This is a genomic window from Desulfonatronum parangueonense (genome assembly GCF_054656975.1).
Genome location: NZ_BAAHXH010000003.1, coordinates 1795276 through 1814246, shown reverse-complemented (window position 1 = coordinate 1814246; position 18971 = coordinate 1795276). Strand labels below are relative to the sequence as shown.

Genomic DNA, 18971 nt, shown 5'->3' with positions numbered 1-18971 from the left:
TCTGGGGCGAATACACAAGCGTAAATGCACTTTTTCAAAGGAGCAAGATGGCGCATCGTGGCAGGTTGATCATCACCTTGTCCACTCTGCGGCGCAGGCCGTCATATGTCGTTTCCCCGGACACGCCGTTGATCAACATTCCTTCCTTCGCAGTTCAGAATCTGTTCCAGCCGGAATGCAAAGGACGTCTCCGGCGGTCAGGCTGTCGCCCCAGGGCCAGGATCGTAATCATGATTGTCCTCCATGGCGTACTGGCCGTTTGAGCATACCGTGGCCGCCAGACCGCTTCGGACTTGCAAGGCGTGATTTTGCCCATGGTTGCGAGAATCAAATGAGCGGCCGGTGTGGTTACAGATACGGCTGCAACAGTTTGAACGGTTCCGAGCCGACATTATAGATTTTTCTCAGTTCATTTTTGGGGAAGTCTGGGTCTTCCTCCAGTTCTCGAAGCATCTTTTCATTCTCCGCGTCCTTGAGAAAATCCTCTTTTGCGTCAGCAATGAGCAGTTGGATATATTTGGCTATCTGCTTCTTGTCCGAAATCTTGCCTTCCTTGCTGAAAACGTTTTGCAGTCGCTGGTCGGTGATGTAGCAAGAGAATCTCTGGTTGAGTTCCGCGACGACGGGATGTTCGTTGCCGGTTCTGGGAGTTTTCGGCTCCTTGGCGACCTCTTGAAATTTTTCGGTCTTTTTCTTCAACAGGAACGTGTACCCGATGGGCGAGAGCAGTATGCGGTTGTAGGGCTTGATGACCATGCCTTCAAGAACGTTCGGCCCCGAATGATCATCAGGCGTCAACAAAGAATTGACGCCTTCAACCTGGACACCCAGAGCGGATTGCAGACCGTGGAAAATGCCCAAAGCGGGAACGATGTAGTGGGCAAGATCGGGGCGCATGACTGCCTCGAATTCGCGATGAGCCAGGAGAAAACCGTCTCGGCGCAGGTCAAAAAGCCGGAAGTCCCTCTTCTTGCCGTAGAAGACGCCCTTGTTGACTCCTGGGCCGAACAGCTCGCCGTATATCTGGTAGACAACGTTTTCATCTCCGGCCAACCGGGTAAAGCGGTCCATGAGCAGTTCATGTCCACCGCCAAGGATCACGTCGCGCAAGCTGAAAAAATCCTCTTCCGGGTCGAGCACTCTGTTTCTGGAAGTGAAATAGGGCGTATTTCCCGGCTCGAAAACAATACTGAAGTTTGTCCCATGAATCTTTTCCAGGACGATGTATTCTTCCTCGTCAAGAGATGGATGAAACTCCTTCCAAAGCTCAATGCTCTTGGATTGGTATGTGTTGTCCATGCTGGGGTATTTCTTGAACATGTCACCACCTCCAATGGCTTTGATCTTGTCCATCCCAACTTCCTACGCCTTTTCCCAGGCAAAGCCGGTGATGTTGCGTTCCCGGGGCTCGAACTCCACGCCGATGAGATGGACCACGACGCCGGGGGCCGTGTACTTGTCCGCGTATTGCTTGTGCCTGACCTGCTCCAGGGCCGATCCGCCCTGGACGCCGGGACCGATGACCTTGAACTCGAAAACAAAGACCTTGTCCTCCAGTTTAACCGTCATATCGATCCGCCCGAGGCTGGTGGCGTCCTCCGGGATGACCTCAAGGCCCAGGGCCGCGAAATAGCAGTAGAAGATGGATGAGTAATAGCCCTCGTACCCGGCCAGTTGATTCTTGCGGTACCAGTCCGCGGGGATCGAGGAAAAAAAGGCATGGAAAACATCCCGCAGCCCGTCCAGGTCTGATGCGGCCAGGAGAGCCAGCAGGGATGTCTGATTCCGGGTCTTGGCCAGGCGGTCCTGGACCAGTTGGCTCAAGATTGCGTTGTTCAGGCTGGCCTTGACTTCCAGGTTCGGGTAGCCCAGCCGGTAGGAGCGAAACGCCCCGGTCTGGGCCAACTCCCTGATGGTCAGGTAGCCGGCCTGAAAGAGCAGGGTTTCCACGGTGAACCCGTCCACATCGAAGCTGCCCACGATCTCCTCGCCGGCAAAGAGGTCGTCCACCGCGGGGATGTTGTATTTGCCTTCCTGCAACAGCTTGACGAGAAAGGCCGGCGTCCCGGTCTCGAACCAGTAAGGTCGAAACTCCCTGGTTTTCAGAAACAGCAGGATGTCAAAGGGATTGTAGACTTCCTGGCCCAGCCAGTTGTACCCGTTGTACCAGAGTCGGACCTGATCCGGGACCACGCCATGCAGGCGGTCGGCGAAAACGTTTTCCAATTCCTCTTGCGTGTAGCCGCAGATGGACGAAAAGTCCGCATTCAAAGTGATGTCCTCAAGGTTGTTCAGCCCGCTGAACAGGGAAACCTTGCTGAACTTGGACACTCCGGTGATGAAGACGAATTGCAGATACGGGTCCGCATCCTTGATGATCGAATAGTAGTTCTTCAACTCGTCCCGGATGGCCGTGGCCAGTTCCGGCTTGTCGATGTTGTCCAGGATCGGCTTGTCGTACTCGTCCACCAGCACGACCACTTTCTGACGATACTTGTCGTGCAGGGTCTGGATCAGCTCGGCAAAGCGGCCCTTCCGACTGTCCTTGGCATAGGTCAGGTCGTAGGCCTTTTGGTGATCGTAGAGAATCTCGTCGAAATTGACCTGCAGTTCCTCAATGCTTCTGACCACTCCGGACCCAAAGCTGACATGCACCACTGGATGCACCGTGTCCCAGTCCCAGTGTCGCTCCAGGTGCAGGCCCTGGAAGAGTTGCTTCTTGCCCTGGTACGCGGCCTTGATGGTGCTCAGGAACAGGCTCTTGCCGAAACGTCTGGGTCGGGACAGAAAAAAATACTTCCCCCCGGACGTCAGCTGGTCCACAAAAGGGGTCTTGTCCACATAATAATATCCCTCCAGGATGAGGTTCTCAAACGTCTGGATGCCGATGGGCAGTTTTTTCATGCGAAAGCCTTCCTTTATGGTGCGGGGCCTGCTGCCTGTACAACGGGGTGATGGACAAAATAAGCCGATGCATGTCGTGTTCCAAGTGCCACGCTGGAGCGCGGAAACGCAGCCAGGGACGCTCCAGCGCACGTATTGTTCAGCATCAAGAATCGTAACTACTCAATAACTCCGGGCAGTGAACCATAGAAAAAACACCTGGACCTCGGCCTGCGCCGGGGTGACGACCGAGAGAACTCGCTTTCGAGGTACTCCACTCCGTCATACCGGCGCAGGCCGGCGCGTTCCGCTATCCAGGCAGCACGGATCCGAGGTGGTTGGTTGCCCTGCCTTATTGAGCAGTTACCAAGAATCGATTCCGGTCAGGCCCGGCTGCCCAAAAAATGCACGCCGGGATTTTACGATGGATCGCTGAGGGAGAAAAAGCACCACAAAAAATTACAAGAGGGCGTCATGGCTGGCAAGATTTCATCAGGGAGCGGTGAAAAAAGGAACAGGGCGAGAAAAGCCGCGTTTTCGCATCGTGACCGTGTCCGGCGTGGACGTGAAGTTCAAGGTCAAGCAAGCCTGCTGGACATCATGCGCAAGGACTTGTTCGTGGCTGTCGCCGTGGTGAGAACACCCTGGCTTCCAACCTGGCCGTTGGGTTCGTGGTGGGCGCTATTCTGGCCAATGCGCTGCGGTCGGAAAAGTTGAAGGTGTAACGAGAACTTGGCCTTGTGGAAACAGCTCCATGAGCAGGTTCCCGGGAGCGCCGCACCCCAGTGCGGCAGCGGTGTAACGCATTCAGAACCAGGTTCCGGCTGGAGCGTTGACTTGGTAAAACGGGTCACGAACACTGCCAGATGGAAGTCCGTGCACAAGAAAGCTCATCGCCCCTATCTTTTGAGCAGCTACATTCATTCATCCTGTACCAGCTCCCGCAGGCGTTCGGGAATGTTCCAGGCCAGGCAATGCCGGGCCGTGGCTTTTGGAGTCAGGTGCTCCCATGGCCGCCCGTGGAGCATGGCCTGGCGGATGTCCATGCCGCTGATGCCTTTTTGATCCGGCGCAACCTCCCACAGAACATGCGTGCGCAGGCCCAAGGCCTTGAACTGGGCCAGCTTGTGCCGCCCCCAGTCGTCGTAGATGGAAAGCAGAAAGACCGCGTCCAGGGGGACGTAGTGGCGGTAGAGCCGGGGATGGGTGATGGGCAGGGGGACAATGGTAGTCTCGGAAAGGCCCACTCCGGCTTCCAAGAGCACCTCGCGGAGGATCACCAGGCGCTCGTAAAAGGTCAAAGGATTGGCCAGAAGGCTGGAGCGGTTGCTGTCCACGACCACTTCGGCCGTCAGCAAGGGGTCCGGATTGGTGATGCCCACGATCAGGTGGCGGCAGAGAGCCTTGCCGGCCAGCAGGTATTTCAGGTGATCGTTATGGAGGACCTGGAACCGACCGTGGATCACGCCGATGTCGTACATATTTCCTGTTCTCCTCTCTCTAGCGAAGGCGCAAGGGCTGGTAGTTTCCGGGCCAGTAGAGACAGTCTTCAGGGGTGTCCCGAATGCCTTCCAGGCGGGCCATGTCCAGGTGGTTCAGGATCAGGCGCATCAACTCCGTGCCGCGTACGCCGCCCAGGCATCCCTGGGCGGCATGGATTTCATTGAAGCGGTCCACCAGGTCCCGCCGAACTCCGGTTCCGTGCATGAGCAGGGGGACCGGCTCGCCGGAATGGATCATGTTCCCGGAACTGGGGGTGGAGTGGTCCGCGGTGACCACCGTCAGCAGGTCGGGGTGAGCCGACAGTTCCTTCTCAGTCCTGCCCAAAGCCCGGTCCAGGGCCTCGATTACCGCTTTCTTGCGCTGGGGATCCCTGGCATGAGCCGCTTCGTCCGGAGCCTTGGTGTGCAGGTGAATGAAGTCGTTGTGGGTGAAGAGTTCCAGCGCCGCGGTCAGGTCCCGGGCAAAGTCAGCGGTCAGGTCCCCGGTGTCGCGGGAGGCTTGCCAGTCCAGCCCCAGGTACCGGGCCAATCCCCGAAACACCGCGCCCGAGGCGATGCTCAGTCCGCGCAGGCCGAACCGTCGGGAAAAAGGCTGCACCGGCCGCAGCCGTCCGGCGCGTTGAGTGACCAGCCCGGTGATGAGCGGCAGTCCGTCCTGCTTGCGGCGGGCATTCAGCGAGTGAGCCCGCAAGGTATGCCATGCGTGCAGAAGATAGGCCCGCAGGGCGCGGGCCGTGTTTCGGGCACGGGTCGTGCTTCCCGTATCCGCTCTTTCAGGGTGGTGCGCGTCCAGGGGCAGCAGGTCGGGGAGAAGGCGCCCGTCGCGCATGGGACCGGTGTCCGTGATGTCCGGGGAAACGTCGCCGGACAGGATCAGCACGCCGAACACGCCCTTGACCGGGACGTAGCGGATGCGGACGCCGTCCTGTTCCCACCTGCCGACAGCCTGGATCAGGGTGCTGATTTCCCCCTCATCGGCCGGTGGAACGTCCCGGACCAGGGTCAGGCAGCCGTCCCGTTCCTCCAGGGTCGCGAAGTGGGCCAGGACCACGACATCATCCTCGCCCGGAACCACGCCGGCACCCAGGGCTTCCAGGGGGCCGCGTCCGGGAAAATCCTTCCGGTCATAGCCGAACATGGCGAAGTGCGCGGTTTCACTGGGCAAAGCCTCGCCCATACTTCCGGCATGGTACAGGCCGTTGGCGCCGTTGCGGGTCAGTCGGTCCAGATGCGGAGTGTGGGCGGACTGGAGCGGGGTTTGCCAACCCAAGACTTCATGGGAGCGGTCTCCCAATCCGTCCAGGACGATCAGCAGGCACTTGTTCGGCATTGCTGCGCGAGGACCTGATCTTTTGAAAAGCGGACGGAAAGGGGAGGACCGGCGGATGCGTCCGCAGACGACGCCGCGGGTCCGGGCCGGGAATGTGTGGAATGGATCGGAGAGGCGACAGACGCAAGTTCCTCCAGGAGCAGGGCCCGGGTGGCCAGGACGTCTTCGGGACGCTGCAGTTCGATGGTCCACCAGGCGCAGTTGGTCCGTGACAGCTTGGCGATGAGCGGCCGCAACGGAGCGATGTCCTCGATGGGGTGGTGGCCCTGGTCGTCCTCGCGGCCGTAGATGTGGACCTCGAACAGCCGGTCCGCAAAAAGATCCACGAATCGCTCCCCCGGACAGCGTCCGCTTCGCGCGGCCTCCGAACCCAGGGCATGGCCCACGTCCAGGGTGATCATGGCTCCTGCCGTCTCGGCCCAGCGCAGGACGTTGGCCGGATCGCTGGAAGGGCCGCGCCGCAGGTTTTCCAGACACACCACGATGCCAAGCTCCCTCCCATGTTCCACCAGCCGGGCCAGGTTTTCCACGAAACTCGATTCCTGCACCGGTAGATCCGGATCAAGCCCGGTATGCACCGTGACCACGGGCTCGCCCAACTCGTGCATGGCCCGCAGGGTGCGCACATGCGCATCCAGGGCCGAAGCGGCCTGAACCGGATCGGCGTGTCCCAGTTCATGTGCGAAATACCGGGTATGGAAGCGCACGGGCAGATCGGCGGAACGAAACGGACGAATCATGTCCGGCAGCCGGTCCAGCCGGTCCGGGTCTGGTGAAAACTCCACGGCCTCGGCCTGTTCGCCCACCCAGCGCAGTCTGGAAGCCGGGTCCGTGGCAGCCGCCGTAAAGGCCAGGATCGGGCAATGATTCATAACGGGTCCAGATGTCGTTGCCCGGGATTGTCGCCCAGGAGCGGTTCAAGGTTCAAGGGGATGCGGAGCCTAAATTTCCTGATCCTGATCCCATTATCCCGAAACAGCCTGAATCAGCAAGAGATTATTTCTATGGGTTTGATGCCAAGCCATCAGGTATTTCGATTTGACAATTGCATCTGAAAATACTTTTTAGTTGGCATGAAATGCCCAAAAGAGAGTTCAACAGCCTTGCCGCAAGAACAGGCCGGAGGAGATCGCACTGACGCGAAACATCCCCGGGAGTGGGAATTCGATGAAGAATTCGACGGAGGGGACGAGACCTGCGGACGGGTGATCATCAATTTGTATACCTATTTATTGCCCATGCCGCCTGGAACCCGGGTGATGCTCATCTCCAAGGATCCGGCAGCGCCCATCGAGTTTCCGGCCTGGTGTCGCATGACCAGGAATACTCTCCTGGACATGCGCCATCCCTATTATCTTATCGAATACAAACCCGAACTGAAAAAGGAGTGATTCCATGGCCAACAGATTCTGCGTGACAATCAGCCACTGCCGGACCGACGGCGACAAGGCCACCCTCGGCTTCGTCGTGGCCAACGCCGCCCAGGGCAGCGAGAAGGAAACCATGATTTTCTTGAGCTCAGACGGCGTCTACTGCGCGGTCAAGGGGGAAGCGGAGAAGATCGACGAAGGTGCGCCCTTTGCTCCGCTCAAGGAACTGATCACCAAGTTCGTCAATGCCGGGGGCAAGATTTATGTCTGCACTCCGTGCCTGAAAAAACGCGGCCTGTCCGAGACCGACCTGGTCGAAGGCGCGGTCCCGGCCGGCGGTGCGGCCCTGGTGGAGTGGCTGTCCGCGGATCCGGCCTGCGTGGCGTATTGAGGCGGCAGCAAAGGGCGGAAGTCAGAGTACGGCGGCGCCAGCCGTCAAAGGACTGGAGAAGGTGTGACTGCCGATGGTTCTGCCTCCGCGAAGTTGTGATTCAGCTACTGGAACCACGCTCCAGTCGGAACCTGGTTCTGAATGCGTTGCACCGCTGCCGCACTGGGGTGCGGCGCTCCCAGGCTTTATTCTTATGATTGCCGCAAGTTTTTGAGCAGTTGCAAAAGTAAAACAACATTAATGGGGGCGGATGCTTGTCGGAAGGGAGTTGTCTTTTGATATCAGAGAGCATCCGTTCCCCCGTCCAAGTTGTCTAAAAATGGAGAGGTACATGTCCGAAATACTTGATGACGCTGCCTTGTCCGGGCTACAGCCCGCGCGGATTTTTGACGGCGGAGATCTTGACTGCGGTTCCGGGCTGATTCTGTTGATCCGGGAAAATATGCTCCAGACCCCGGTGGGGCAGGTTCTGGAAATGCGCAGCCGCGAACCCACAGTAAATGATGATCTGCCGCCCTGGTGCCGGATGGCCGGGCACGAGTATCTGGGCCGTCTGGAAGGTCCGGGATATGCCCGGTATCTCCTGCGTCGTGGGGAACCAAAAACAGACCAGGCCGCTTCTTCCGAGGACAAGGCCCTCGCCGAGGACAAGAAAAAGGCCACGGAATACGAGTGGAGGATGCGGATCCGGTCCACGGGCAACCTGAAAAGCACGGTCTATTGCCGGAATTTTTCCTGGGACCTGGGCCAGCCGGCCAGTTTCAAGGACAAGGACGCTCATCCTTGCGCGGTGGAAGCCCTGCTGGGCGCCCTGGGAGGCGCGCTCTCCAGCGGCTTTGCCACGGACTGCGCCCGGGAAGGGCTCGAGGTGGATGACGTGGAGATCACGGTGCGAGGGAAGCTGCACAACATTCTCGCGCACATGGGGCTGGAAGAGGGCGATCCCTCTTTTGCCGGGATCGAGGTGAAGTGTTTTGCCTCGACCATGGACGACGAACAAAAGGTCCGCCGGGTCTGGGAGAAGACCGTGGCCCGATCGCCCATCGCGGCAACCCTGGCCAAGGCGGTGGACCTGAACATCAAATTCGCGGTGGTGTGATCATGTTCACGACAACCCAGGTCGGAAGCTGGCCCCGGTCCAGAACCATGCTCAAGGCCCTGCGCGACCGTCGTCTGGGGCGGATGTCCAGGCCCGAGTTCGACGCCGTGGCCGACGAGGAAATCCGCCGTACCGTGAGGATCCAGGAGGAGGCCGGACTGGACGTGCTGGTGGACGGTGAACACCGCCGTGACAATTTCTACTCCTTCATCACCGAAAAGGTGGCCGGAACCAGGCTGATGAGTCTGGCCGAGATGCTGGACGAGGTGGAGGACAAGTCCGGATTCGAGGAGATGCTGGGCACGCTGGACGTCCCGGCCTCGGCCATCCGCAATCCCACCTGCGTCGGACGGCTGGAGCGGCGCGAGCCCCTGGCCGTGGAGGATTTCCGGTTCGTGAAGCAACTCACGGACAAGCCGGTGAAGATCACCTTGCCTGGACCCTATCTGCTCAGTCGCTCCATGTGGGTGTCCAACTACACGAAAAAAGCCTACCGAGACCAGTACGAGATGGGCGACGACGTGGTGCGCATCCTGCGGGACGAACTGCTGGAGCTGGCCGAGGCCGGCTGTGAGTTCGTGCAGTTCGACGAGCCGGTGCTCACCGAAGTGGTCATGTCCGCGGAGTGCGGCCGGCGGACCTTCATGTGAGCGACTCTGGCCACCCGCCGGGATGTGGGTGTCGAACTGGAGTACGCCGCGGAACTGGTCAACCGGATCATCGCGGATGTTCCCTCACCGCCGCATGGTCCGCGCATCGGCCTGCACATCTGCCGGGGCAACTGGAGCACCCGGGAGGACGTTCTGCTGACCGGGGACTACACTCCCTTGCTGCCGGCCCTGACACGGATGCGCGTGCACCAGTATGTCCTGGAGTACGCCACGCCCCGGGCAGGGGAGATCTCGGTGGTCGGCGAGGCCCTGTCCGGCGTCGTTCCCGGAACGGACCGCCTCCGGGAGCTCGGACTGGGAGTTGTTAATCCGCGGACCACCGAAGCCGAAACTCCCGAGGAAATTGCAACCAAGACCGAACTGGCCCTGCGCCACTATCGGCCGGAACAGCTGTTCCTGAACACGGACTGCGGCTTCGGTTGTTTCGCCAATCGCTGCGTGAACGTGGAGGAAGTGGCCGCGGCCAAGATCCGGAACATTGTCCAAGCGGCCCGGATGCTTCGGGAACGGCATGGATGAATCGTTTCCGCGCCGGCTGGAACTGGTCCGGACGGCAAGGGAGATCGCTACCGGATGTACCGGATGCCGGATCTGTGTCCGTCAGTGCGCCTTTCTGAAAATGAATGCGCCTCCCGGGCAGATAGCTCAGGCCCTGCTGACCGGAACCAGTCGAACCGACCCGTTTGCGTGTAGCCTGTGCGGCCTGTGCGGGGCGCTTTGTCCGGAAATGGTCACCCCCCAAAAGATGTTCCTGGAAATGCGCCGGGAAGCGGTGGACCAGGGCCGCGTACACTGGAAGCGATATGCGGCGATCCTGAATTACGAACAACGCGGACATTCCGCTCTTTTCAGCTGGTATCCATCCAAGCCGAGCAGAAACGTCTTTTTCCCCGGCTGCACCTTGCCGGGAACACGACCGAAAATCACCTGGAAATTTTTCGAAGCGTTGCGAACCCTGCATCCGGACATGGCCATGGTCCTGGACTGCTGTCACAAGCCCTCCCATGACCTGGGGCGGCAGACTTTTTTTATCGAGCGATTCCAAAGCATCCGCGATCGCCTCCTGTCCTTGGGCGTGGAACGGGTATTCGTGGCCTGTCCCAATTGCCACAAGGTTTTCAAGCAATACGGAGGCGGGCTGGAGGTGGTCACCGTCTACGAGGCCTTGGTCCAAAGCTGGGGCCGAGGCAAGAAGAGAACGTCTGAGGTTTCAAAGATCTCTCCGGACGCGACAGTTCGGATAGCGGTCCACGACCCATGCCCCATGCGGGACGAGGCCGGGACTCATGACGCGGTACGTTCGTTGCTCGCCGCCCGCGGATTTGATCTTCGCGAAATGAAGAATAGCCGAACCCGCGCCCTGTGCTGCGGCGAAGGCGGGTCCGTGGGATTCTATAACCCGGATCTGGCCGCGACCTGGTCCCAAAAGCGCCGCGCCCAGGCCCGAGGGGATCACATCGTCACCTACTGCGCCGGGTGCGCCGGATTCCTGAACCGTGTGACCCCCACTTGCCACCTGGGCGACCTGCTCTTTGATCCCGAAGCCACCCTGGCCAACCAGAACAAGCCAGCCAAACCGCCCTTCACCTACCTGAACCGCTTGCTGCTCAAGCGGCGTCTGAAGCGCTTGTCTTGAGTCGAATGCCCTTGGCGGTTTGGCAACTATTTGTCGGGTGATGTCACTTCGCCGTCAGGCGTGAAGCCTTTTGCCTGCCGCATCTTTCCAGCGGAAGGCAAAAATTCTTCTTGGCGTCCTCCGTACCTTGAGCGAAGCGGCCTGCCCCGCCCTCACTTTGTTCAGGAAAGTTGTCATTTGCCACGGACAGCCAGGACGAAGTGAGTGCGGGGGCGGTTCAAATGTTTTCAGTTTGGGTTGCGTGCATGGCTCGTGTTAGCGTGTTCGCGGGAGCGCAATGGTATGCGCCATGTTCTTCAACTCGATTTCATGGGCCTCATACTCGCCCAGGTGGGCGCGCATCAGGCTTTTCCAGAGTTTTCCATGGTTTGGAATAGAGAAGTGGAGCAGCTCGTGGACGATGACGTAGTCCCACAACTCCTGCCGGAGTTCGAGCAGATCCGTGCTGAAGTTGAGGTATCCGTTGGTGGAGCAGGAGGCCCATTTATTCCGCATCGGGCGCACGCCGAGCCAAACCACGTCAACGCCCAGTATTTTCGCCCAGTGAAGGACTCGATCCTTGAACGCGCGTTTTTTATCCAGTGCAGCCATCACGTTGTCTGAATGTTGAAAAGTCCTTATCCGGCAATCCGTTCAAAAACCCCAAGTGCAAGAAGCAATCCCGCGCTTACTTGGGTTGCTAAACATTTTAAGGACCTGAGTATTCCTTCCTAAGTAAGCGCGGGAGCGGCGTCGCGGCAAATGGGAGTTTTTCAACGAATTGCTAAATCCGGTCCGCCTTTTCCAGCAGCCTGAAAAGCTGATCCACCAGGGCAGTCACCTGTTCCAGGTCATCACTATTGGCAAGTACGGCGAAGGTCACTTTCTTGCGCAACTCGCGCAGCGCGTTTTCGCTTTTCTTCCAATTGGGAAATTCCACGAAGGCCTGCTTGATCGTGCGGCTCACGTCTTCCGCGTCGGTGATCCGGGCATCAAGCAGCGTTCGATAGACAAAGTAGGTCAAGCCATCAAAACCCTTCTCCGCCTGCTCCCGTTTTCGCGCCTGATTCGCTTCCACTTCCCGCAATAACGCATCCAGCGCATCAGCCGTGCTGGTCTGACGATCCTCAAAACTCTCCCGTACCGCTTGCGCCCGCTGGGCCATGGCAATGAGATACGGATCGTCGCTCTGCTCCTCGGCCTTTTTTTCAATGCTCTTGACCAGGTTGATGATCTTGTTCCCGTCTCCGCCTTTGTTCTCGACGATATACCTGACCGTGTCCTCGTTCAGTTCCAGGATTTCGGCGACGGGCAGGATGTAACCGGTCCCGACATGCTTCCTGACCAGCTCACGGGTCTTTTTCTGGAAATCGCGATCAACCTGGATCCGCCTGGCGTAGGCCTTTCTCACCACATCATAGATCGCCGCAAGCGTGCAGTAGTCATTGATGAAGGGTCGCAGGAAGGCATCCGGGGAGATGATTTCATAGAGCATCTCGATCTCTTTGAATTCCTTGAAGAACGCCTTGCGCCGTTCCGGGTCGCGAAAATGCTCGATCAGGGCATCGACATCCTTGTCGTCGAAGTTCCGCTCGATCAGTGCCAGGTATCCCGGAGCCTGGTGGTCCATCTTGTTCCGGAACAGCACCTTGAGCAGCTTCAGATCCTTGACAATGGCGTTGATCTCTTCGCTGTCAAAGGCCAGGGCCTTTTCCAGCTTGTCGAAGATGCCGACGAAATCGAGCACAAAGCCGTGCGGCTTGACCATCTCGGCGAGCTCGTTTTCGTAGGGTCGGTTCACCCGGGCGATGGCCTGCAGCAAGGTGTGGTCGCGCATGGGCTTGTCGAGGTACATGGCGTAGAGCACGGGCGCGTCGAAGCCGGTGAGCAGTTTCTCGGTGACGATCAGGATCTTCGGCTGCTGGTCAAGCCTGGAAAAACTCTTGCGGATCTGTCGCTCCCGCGTCGGGTCGAGGTGGAATTTTTTGAGCAGCGCGGAGTCGTTGTTGTTGCCGGTGTAGACCACCTCGGAATATTCGGCCGGCAAAAATCGGTCCAGCGCATGCTTGTACAGGGCGCAGGCCTCGCGATCCACGCCCACCAGAAAGGCCTTGTACCCCAGCGGCTCGACATTCTCGCGGTAGTGCCTCGCGACAAATTGGGCCACCTTCTGGATGCGTTCCGCGCCCTTGAGAAAATTCTTCAGGTTCACCGCCCGTTCGAGGATCTTGTTCAGCTCCGCGATGTCCGCCACACCTTCGGCTCCGGCCAGGGAAAGGAATTCCTTGTCCAGGGTTTCGTGCGGCACCAGCATCTCGTTGGGAGCCAGACTGTAATAGAGCGGCAACGTGGTGCCGTCGCCAATGCTGTCGGCAATGGAATACTTGTGCAGATAGCCCTTGTCGTCCTCGCAGCCGAAGGTCTTGAACGTGCCGCGCCCGTAGGCGGTCTTGTCCACCGGCGTGCCCGTAAAGCCGATGTAGCTTGCATTGGGCAGTCCGGCCATCAGGAAATTGCCCAGATCTCCGCCCGTGGTGCGGTGCGCCTCATCGATCAGCACATAGATGTTGGAGCGGGTGTTGATATTCGCCGGCATATCGCGGAACTTGTGGATCATCGTCACGATGATGCCCCGGTAGTCGTCGCGGAGCAGCCTGTTCAGCCGGGTGATGCTGCCGGCATGTTCCAGATTGCCCAGCCCCAGGGCGGCCAGGTTCTTGAGCATCTGATCTTCCAGCTCGTTGCGGTCGATCATCAGCAAAATCGTCGGCTTGTCCGCCTCGGGCGCGCGGAAAAGCCGTTCCGCCGCCTTGATCATGGTGAAGGTCTTGCCGCTGCCCTGGGTGTGCCAGACCAGACCGCGGGTGCGAACGGGATCGAGAGCGCGGCTGACGGTGGCCTCCACAGCGCCGGTCTGGTGCTGGCGCAGGATGTATTTGTTCAGCTCCTCGTCCTTCTCGGCAAAGACTATGTAGTCCTTCAGGAAGGCGAGCACCTGTTTGATGGCGCAGAAACTCTTCACCTTGGCCTCCAGCTTGCCCACCTCCTCATCCTTCCAGTTGAAGATGTTCCGGCGCACCGTGTTCCAGGTGACCCCGTAGGAAAAGCCGATGGCGTCGGTGGCGGTAAAGACTTGCTGGGACACGAACAGCTCGGGCGTCTCGCGGTGGTAGCGGCGGATCTGGTCCACCCCCAGGGCAATCGCCTCGTCCTTATTGGCGTTCTTGCATTCGATCATCAGCACCGGAATACCGTTGATCAGAAAGACCACATCCTCCCGCGTGCCGTAGTGGCCGTTGTGAAAGGTCCACTCCTCGGTGACTTCGTAAACATTCCGGCGAGCCGCCGGCGGCCTCTCCGGATCGTCATAATCAATCAGGATCAGGTCTCGCTCGCGCCTTTCCTCGTGATCAAAAAACTTGCCCCGGTTGCGCAGATGCGCGACGAATTCCCGGTTGCCGAAGATGTCGGCGTGGAGATGGCGAAACCGGCCGCGCAACGCTCCCTCGGCATCGGCATAGCGCGGGTTGAACTCCCGCACCTTGGCGTCGAGCAGGTCGTCGAAGAAGAGCGAGCGGTTCTTGGCGCGGTCGGCAGACGGCACGTCGGGGTCAAATCCGCGCCGCCGTTCGGCTTCCTCGCGGGACACGAATGTCCATCCAATGGCCTCGGCGTAGGCGAGGATGCGGGCTTGGACGGTTTTGTGTTCGGAGGGTTTGGGCATTATTTCCAGGTTTCCCGCCAAGCTGTGTATTCCCACGGCCGCAACCGATAACGCGCGATATTCCCCTCGTGCAGGCTCATAAGTTCGGTCTCCGCAATTTCAATAAAGCGCATGACGTCCTCCTGGTTCACCCGTTGCCGCGCCATCTGCTGAATATAAGCAGCAGCGTTTTTTTTGTCTTTGCGGCTGCGCACCACATCAGCCACCACTTCCGCCAGCAAATCGCGATAGCGCAGTCTGAAAGGATCGGGCTGCCCAAGGGACTTGCGCACGGCCGAATACCGCGCACAGGAACGCTCGTAGGCCCAGACGAAAACATCGTGCAACAGCTCGACCCGGTTGAGTTCGTACACGCCAAGAATTCCATCGACATAGGCCCGCTCAGTCACATCCACAAAGGACAGCGGGCTCAGGTTGCGCCGTATCAGCGGGATATTGGCGGCCAGGCGTGACACGCGCTTGTTCACATCCTCGAACGGCTGCAAATACGGCAGGTGCGCCATCACAAAAAAAGCCTGTTCAAAGGGGTCATAAATGGCCGCTGCCGTGTCGAGCACCTGCTGGAACGCTTCCTCAATCAGTTGAGGGACTGCCAGGGGATGAAACACCGTGCCGTGGATTTCCACCGCGATTGTCCGCAAGCGCCCGCAGGCCGCGGGGTCGGCCAGCAGGTTTTCCGACAGCAAGGCATGCAGATTGAGCAATGTATACCGATTGAAGCCCACAAGGTCGGCCTGCTCGACCAACAGCTCAATGGCGGCCTTGTGGTTCAAAATCATCTGTGCTTCCAGCGCATCTTTGCCCTCGGCACTCTCGCCCAATTCCAGCAGGCGCTCGGTCTCGAGCAAGGAATAGGTGTTGCCCTCCAGGCGGCTGGAATTCCAGGACAGATCGATGAGTAGCCGGTCGTAGATTTGCCGGGCATAGGTTCCGGCCGGACGTTGGCCATCCGGAGAGTGCCCTATTGCCAACAAATGCCGCCGGGTTTGTGCCGGCAGATAAAAGGTCTCGTTCGGACGGTAGGCATCGAGAAACGCCCGGTTGTAGCCGACCGGCATCCGGTTCTGAACAGAATCACGGACCGCCTGTCTGATCGCCGCGCCCTCAGGGGAAATGGGTGGGTAAACCTCGCCAAACGCCACGGGCGTATCATCTTCTTCCGAAGCCCGCGGCTCACCGACAATGCCAGGCAACCGATACCAGCGACCACGGCCACGGCCTTCCGCAATCAGCCGGTTTTGTTCCACCAGCAACGCCAGGCGCCGCTGCAACATGCGCGGCTGTATCGTGGATTCAAGCTCTTCATGGATTGCCCCGGCCTGCACGCCTGCAGGGTGCGCCGCCACAATCGCGAGAATGGCTTCAAGTTCGTCTTTTGGAATTTGCTTGGGCATGTGTCAAATTATACGTCGCTAAAGCAGGCTTAACGACATATCAAGCTTTTTATTTGTCGCCAATAGGCGTTTTTTGTCGCATTCTGGACTCAAAATGTCGCAAAAGCGGTAGCCATCTTCGGCCTCGGCGTAGCGCGGGTTGAACTCCCGCACCTTGGCGTGGAGCAGGTCGTCGAAGAAAAGCGAGCGGTTCTTGGCTGTAGTGCTTGGTGTTGTAACTTTTGCCATCGGCGGCAGTTATTCGAAAATTTCGAATAACTGCATTTTCCTGCAACTCACTGTCGGCAAAGATTTTTTTTAGGTGGTAGTTAATGGTGTGGGTTTCAACATCATAGAGTACCCCCATCATCTTCTGGGTCAGCCAGATATTCTCATCGGCGTAAACCGCCTCCACACCGCCAGTACCGCTTGCCGCGACAAAGGTCAGATATTCCGCCGCCGAGGAACGGACGAGGGATTTCTCATTCATTCCGGAAACCTTCAGATACTTGCCCTTACTCATTTTTGGATACCTTTTTTTTGTACGCGAAGGCGCGAAATATCAACAAATCAGGCACCAACCTGCCCCCCTTAGAGTTCTGGTTTCCCAATTTTGGAATCGAGCAGATCATTGAAGAAAAGGAAGCGGTTCTTGGCGCGGTCGGCAGGCGGCACGTCGGGGTCGAATCCGCGCCGCTGCTCGGCTTCCTCACGGGGCACGAATGTCCATCCGATGGCCTCGGCGTAGGCGAGGATGCGGGCTTGGACGGTATTGTGTTCGCCGGGTTTGGGCATGGCTATCGACTCGAAAACGGTATTTGAAGTTCGATATCATGAACGCGGGTCTTCGCGGTCACCAGTTCGTGAAGGAGGGTGCGGAAGAGGTCTTGATTTGCAGCTTTCCACCCTCTGTGCTGGCGAAGTTTTTCGTCCAGCTTACGGAAGCTCAATTCCAGTTCAGCCTGCTCAGACGCTGATGGCACAGGAACCAATGTCTTCTCGACTGTGCCTTGATCGATCTTGGGAAAATTCCCTGTGGTCGACCTTGCGTTCCTCTTGAAATATCGTCGGCAAGGCTCGGTGAGCAGCCACTCAATTAGAATTTTCGGTAGTATTTTGGCGGTATCGACCCGGACGCGGATGAGAAGATCCGGGAAGATGGCAAAATCTTCGTCGCCCTCATAGAGTGCAGCCAAACCGACGTAGTCTGCAGTGTTTGCCCGCTCGATGAAAATGTCGCCCGACTTCAGCCACATGTCCCTGACTCGGTGCGGATCTGCACAAGTCACCTTGGTGTTCTCGACAGAGAAGTCGCGTTGAGTGACCGCAGTGAGAGTCAGTGTGCGAATGCCACCCTCATCGGTCGTAGCTTTTGCTGAATGGCCGTTCCGGAGCGGTTCTCGCAACAAGGTGACCAACTCCACCACCTCCCAACTCTCGGGCACCGGGCCAATTTCAGTTCGCTTTTTGGGTTCGTTGCGGAGGCCTTCGGTGAAGAGCTTGTGCATGAGGGCCTTTTTCAGTTCGGTGGTGGTCTGAATGATCCGCTCCTGCGCTTCGATCGACCGTTGAACCGTTGTAAGGATGTGCGCGATTTTCCTTTGCTCGGGGAGAGGGATCCCCGCATCGTTGATCGGCAGTTCAGCCAGTTGCGATTTGTTGATCGCTTTAAATATTGCACCTGACCCGAGGCTGTCGATATACGGCTCAATTTTCTTGAGGTAGAAATACAGAAAATCACGGTCGATGCCATTCGCCCGAATTGCCGCGATACCTCGCCCAATGCACGACCGGCTCTTGCAGAGATTTGTCGAGCCTACAGGAGCTCGAACTGACATCAGGATATCACCCTCTTCAGCAAGCTTCTTCGGTTCACGGCAGTAGATCCTCGGCGTCGGGTAAGTTGCACCAAAGTCAGTTTTCCCTTGGTAGAACGGCAGACCTTCACCAGTGTCATTGTAACTCGTCGATGGTGGCGATTGCCCCATTACAAGGACGGCGACGTCTGAAAGTATTACGGATTCGTTCATACCCCGATCTTCTCCAGAATCTTCTTCAAGGCAGGAGGGCGGGTTTTCCAGCCCGCCATGGTTTCCTGCGGACAGGAATGTCCGCCCTCCGATTTGCTTTCTCACTCCGCCCCTCCTTCCAACTGCTTCGCTGTCCTGGCGGTGAGTGTCTGCATTTGGCGGATGGCAATGGCGTTGAGGCGCTTGATTCGGTCGCTTTGCGGCAGTTCCATGTGGATGAACTCGGCGTTCATGTTCTCCAGGTTTGCGAGTACGAGGAGTTGTTCCAGTGTGGCGTGGTCGCGCATGTTGCCGTCTTTGTCGGGGTTGGCTTCGCGCCATTCGCGGGCTGTCTGGCCGAAGAGGGCGACGTTGAGCAGGTCGGCCTCGCTGGCGTAGGTGAAGGCGGCTTGTTTCGGAGTGATCTCCGCCGGAATCAGATGAGTCTGGATGGCGTCGGTGTGCAGGCGGTAATTGATCTTGGCGAGGGTGCGATTCAGGTTCCAGGCGAGGGAGAGGCGGCGGTTTTCGTCCTCCTTGAGCCGCTGGAATTCTTTGATGAGATAGATTTTGAACTCAGGGCTGATCCACATCCCGAACTCGAAGGCGATGTCGTGATGGGCGTAGGTGCCGCCGTAACGCCCCGCCGTCGCCCGCAGGCCGATGGCATTGGTCTTCTCGACCCACTCTTTGACGCTGAGCTTGTAGCTGTTCAGACCGGCTTGACTTTTAATTAAGGCGAATTCGCCGGAATTAAAATCCGGGTTGTGGACCGTCTCCCAGATGCCGAGGAATTCAACAGTGTTGCGGTTGCGCAGCCAGTCGGAGATGAAGAAATCGCCGTCCTTGGCCTTGAGCATGTCGGTCAGGGAGATATAGTCCTGGTCCTCCCGCCGGATGACGGCGATCTCGGTACCTCGAACATTGATCGTGGCCTTGGTGGATTTTTTTTTCATGCGCTTACTCCCTTTCGTTTGAGTTCCTTCACCAGGTTCTCAATGGCT

At 58.4% G+C, this 18971-nt stretch carries 18 protein-coding genes; 6 read left to right on the top strand and 12 right to left on the bottom strand.

What is annotated here, in order from left to right; genetic code table 11:
• Positions 1 to 47 precede the first annotated feature (47 nt).
• Positions 48 to 263 (top strand): hypothetical protein, encoded by a 216-nt coding sequence (locus ACYQ15_RS08375; protein ID WP_459937067.1) that lies wholly within the window; start codon positions 48 to 50, stop codon positions 261 to 263.
• An 85-nt stretch (positions 264 to 348) separates the two neighbouring features.
• Here the strand turns inward: ACYQ15_RS08375 and ACYQ15_RS08370 are convergent, their stop codons facing one another.
• The 5 genes from ACYQ15_RS08370 to ACYQ15_RS08350 all read right to left on the bottom strand — a co-directional run bounded on the left by ACYQ15_RS08370 (position 349) and on the right by ACYQ15_RS08350 (position 6587).
• Positions 349 to 1353: an RNA ligase family protein gene (locus ACYQ15_RS08370; RefSeq protein WP_459937066.1), complete on the bottom strand. Its 1005-nt coding sequence runs from the start codon at positions 1351 to 1353 to the stop codon at positions 349 to 351.
• A gap of 9 nt (positions 1354 to 1362) precedes the next feature.
• Complete coding sequence (locus ACYQ15_RS08365; protein ID WP_459937065.1) at positions 1363 to 2904, bottom strand: ATP-binding protein; 1542 nt, start codon at positions 2902 to 2904, stop codon at positions 1363 to 1365.
• 899 nt (positions 2905 to 3803) lie between these two features.
• Complete coding sequence (locus tag ACYQ15_RS08360) at positions 3804 to 4364, bottom strand: nicotinate-nucleotide adenylyltransferase (RefSeq protein WP_459937064.1); 561 nt, start codon at positions 4362 to 4364, stop codon at positions 3804 to 3806.
• Positions 4365 to 4383: 19 nt separating this feature from the next.
• The gene (locus ACYQ15_RS08355; RefSeq protein ID WP_459937063.1) at positions 4384 to 5715 is read right to left on the bottom strand and encodes a BPG-independent phosphoglycerate mutase family protein; all 1332 of its coding nucleotides are present in this window, start codon (positions 5713 to 5715) and stop codon (positions 4384 to 4386) included.
• Positions 5694 to 6587 carry a sugar phosphate isomerase/epimerase family protein gene (locus tag ACYQ15_RS08350; RefSeq protein ID WP_459937062.1) on the bottom strand — a complete coding sequence of 298 codons (894 nt, stop codon included), beginning with the start codon at positions 6585 to 6587 and terminating at the stop codon, positions 5694 to 5696. The genes ACYQ15_RS08355 and ACYQ15_RS08350 overlap by 22 nt, the downstream gene beginning before the upstream one ends.
• 231 nt (positions 6588 to 6818) lie before the next feature.
• Between ACYQ15_RS08350 and ACYQ15_RS08345 the strand changes: the two genes are divergently transcribed.
• The 5 genes from ACYQ15_RS08345 (at position 6819) to ACYQ15_RS08325 (ending at position 10882) form a co-directional block, all read left to right on the top strand.
• A complete protein-coding gene (locus tag ACYQ15_RS08345; RefSeq protein ID WP_459937061.1) occupies positions 6819 to 7106 on the top strand; it encodes a sulfurtransferase TusA family protein in 288 nt (95 codons plus the stop codon).
• A 4-nt stretch (positions 7107 to 7110) separates the two neighbouring features.
• On the top strand, positions 7111 to 7476 hold the full coding sequence (locus tag ACYQ15_RS08340; RefSeq protein WP_459937060.1) for a DsrE family protein: 366 nt from the start codon (positions 7111 to 7113) through the stop codon (positions 7474 to 7476).
• A gap of 331 nt (positions 7477 to 7807) precedes the next feature.
• Positions 7808 to 8575 (top strand): sulfurtransferase TusA family protein, encoded by a 768-nt coding sequence (locus ACYQ15_RS08335; RefSeq protein ID WP_459937059.1) that lies wholly within the window; start codon positions 7808 to 7810, stop codon positions 8573 to 8575.
• A gap of 2 nt (positions 8576 to 8577) precedes the next feature.
• Positions 8578 to 9765, top strand: a complete 1188-nt coding sequence (locus tag ACYQ15_RS08330; protein ID WP_459937058.1) for a vitamin-B12 independent methionine synthase — start codon at positions 8578 to 8580, stop codon at positions 9763 to 9765.
• On the top strand, positions 9758 to 10882 hold the full coding sequence (locus ACYQ15_RS08325) for a (Fe-S)-binding protein (RefSeq protein ID WP_459937057.1): 1125 nt from the start codon (positions 9758 to 9760) through the stop codon (positions 10880 to 10882). The genes ACYQ15_RS08330 and ACYQ15_RS08325 overlap by 8 nt, the downstream gene beginning before the upstream one ends.
• A 255-nt stretch (positions 10883 to 11137) precedes the next feature.
• Here the strand turns inward: ACYQ15_RS08325 and ACYQ15_RS08320 are convergent, their stop codons facing one another.
• The 7 genes from ACYQ15_RS08320 to ACYQ15_RS08290 form a co-directional block, all read right to left on the bottom strand.
• Positions 11138 to 11473 carry a M48 metallopeptidase family protein gene (locus ACYQ15_RS08320; protein WP_459937056.1) on the bottom strand — a complete coding sequence of 112 codons (336 nt, stop codon included), beginning with the start codon at positions 11471 to 11473 and terminating at the stop codon, positions 11138 to 11140.
• A gap of 172 nt (positions 11474 to 11645) precedes the next feature.
• Positions 11646 to 14585 carry a type I restriction endonuclease subunit R gene (locus ACYQ15_RS08315; protein ID WP_459937055.1) on the bottom strand — a complete coding sequence of 980 codons (2940 nt, stop codon included), beginning with the start codon at positions 14583 to 14585 and terminating at the stop codon, positions 11646 to 11648.
• Complete coding sequence (locus ACYQ15_RS08310) at positions 14585 to 15979, bottom strand: Fic family protein (protein WP_459937054.1); 1395 nt, start codon at positions 15977 to 15979, stop codon at positions 14585 to 14587. The genes ACYQ15_RS08315 and ACYQ15_RS08310 overlap by 1 nt, the downstream gene beginning before the upstream one ends.
• Before the next feature lie 49 nt (positions 15980 to 16028).
• Positions 16029 to 16481 carry a virulence RhuM family protein gene (locus ACYQ15_RS08305; RefSeq protein WP_459937053.1) on the bottom strand — a complete coding sequence of 151 codons (453 nt, stop codon included), beginning with the start codon at positions 16479 to 16481 and terminating at the stop codon, positions 16029 to 16031.
• Between the two features lie 68 nt (positions 16482 to 16549).
• Positions 16550 to 16753, bottom strand: a complete 204-nt coding sequence (locus tag ACYQ15_RS08300; RefSeq protein WP_459937052.1) for a hypothetical protein — start codon at positions 16751 to 16753, stop codon at positions 16550 to 16552.
• A gap of 2 nt (positions 16754 to 16755) precedes the next feature.
• Entirely contained in the window at positions 16756 to 18093 is a 1338-nt protein-coding gene (locus ACYQ15_RS08295) for a restriction endonuclease subunit S (protein WP_459937051.1), read from the bottom strand.
• Positions 18090 to 18923, bottom strand: a complete 834-nt coding sequence (locus tag ACYQ15_RS08290) for a KilA-N domain-containing protein (protein ID WP_459937050.1) — start codon at positions 18921 to 18923, stop codon at positions 18090 to 18092. Before ACYQ15_RS08290 ends, ACYQ15_RS08295 begins: the two co-directional genes overlap by 4 nt.
• Between the last annotated feature and the right edge of the window lie 48 nt (positions 18924 to 18971).

What these genes read in the sequence shown, in the direction of transcription:
- ACYQ15_RS08375 (WP_459937067.1), top strand. Translation starts at nt 48, where the DNA reads ATGGCGCATCGTGGCAGGTTGATCATCACCTTGTCCACTCTGCGGCGC.
- ACYQ15_RS08370 (WP_459937066.1), bottom strand. Translation starts at nt 1,353, where the DNA reads ATGGACAAGATCAAAGCCATTGGAGGTGGTGACATGTTCAAGAAATAC.
- ACYQ15_RS08365 (WP_459937065.1), bottom strand. Translation starts at nt 2,904, where the DNA reads ATGAAAAAACTGCCCATCGGCATCCAGACGTTTGAGAACCTCATCCTG.
- ACYQ15_RS08360 (WP_459937064.1), bottom strand. Translation starts at nt 4,364, where the DNA reads ATGTACGACATCGGCGTGATCCACGGTCGGTTCCAGGTCCTCCATAAC.
- ACYQ15_RS08355 (WP_459937063.1), bottom strand. Translation starts at nt 5,715, where the DNA reads ATGCCGAACAAGTGCCTGCTGATCGTCCTGGACGGATTGGGAGACCGC.
- ACYQ15_RS08350 (WP_459937062.1), bottom strand. Translation starts at nt 6,587, where the DNA reads ATGAATCATTGCCCGATCCTGGCCTTTACGGCGGCTGCCACGGACCCG.
- ACYQ15_RS08340 (WP_459937060.1), top strand. Translation starts at nt 7,111, where the DNA reads ATGGCCAACAGATTCTGCGTGACAATCAGCCACTGCCGGACCGACGGC.
- ACYQ15_RS08335 (WP_459937059.1), top strand. Translation starts at nt 7,808, where the DNA reads ATGTCCGAAATACTTGATGACGCTGCCTTGTCCGGGCTACAGCCCGCG.
- ACYQ15_RS08325 (WP_459937057.1), top strand. Translation starts at nt 9,758, where the DNA reads ATGGATGAATCGTTTCCGCGCCGGCTGGAACTGGTCCGGACGGCAAGG.
- ACYQ15_RS08320 (WP_459937056.1), bottom strand. Translation starts at nt 11,473, where the DNA reads ATGGCTGCACTGGATAAAAAACGCGCGTTCAAGGATCGAGTCCTTCAC.
- ACYQ15_RS08315 (WP_459937055.1), bottom strand. Translation starts at nt 14,585, where the DNA reads ATGCCCAAACCCTCCGAACACAAAACCGTCCAAGCCCGCATCCTCGCC.
- ACYQ15_RS08310 (WP_459937054.1), bottom strand. Translation starts at nt 15,979, where the DNA reads ATGCCCAAGCAAATTCCAAAAGACGAACTTGAAGCCATTCTCGCGATT.
- ACYQ15_RS08305 (WP_459937053.1), bottom strand. Translation starts at nt 16,481, where the DNA reads ATGAGTAAGGGCAAGTATCTGAAGGTTTCCGGAATGAATGAGAAATCC.
- ACYQ15_RS08300 (WP_459937052.1), bottom strand. Translation starts at nt 16,753, where the DNA reads ATGCCCAAACCCGGCGAACACAATACCGTCCAAGCCCGCATCCTCGCC.
- ACYQ15_RS08290 (WP_459937050.1), bottom strand. Translation starts at nt 18,923, where the DNA reads ATGAAAAAAAAATCCACCAAGGCCACGATCAATGTTCGAGGTACCGAG.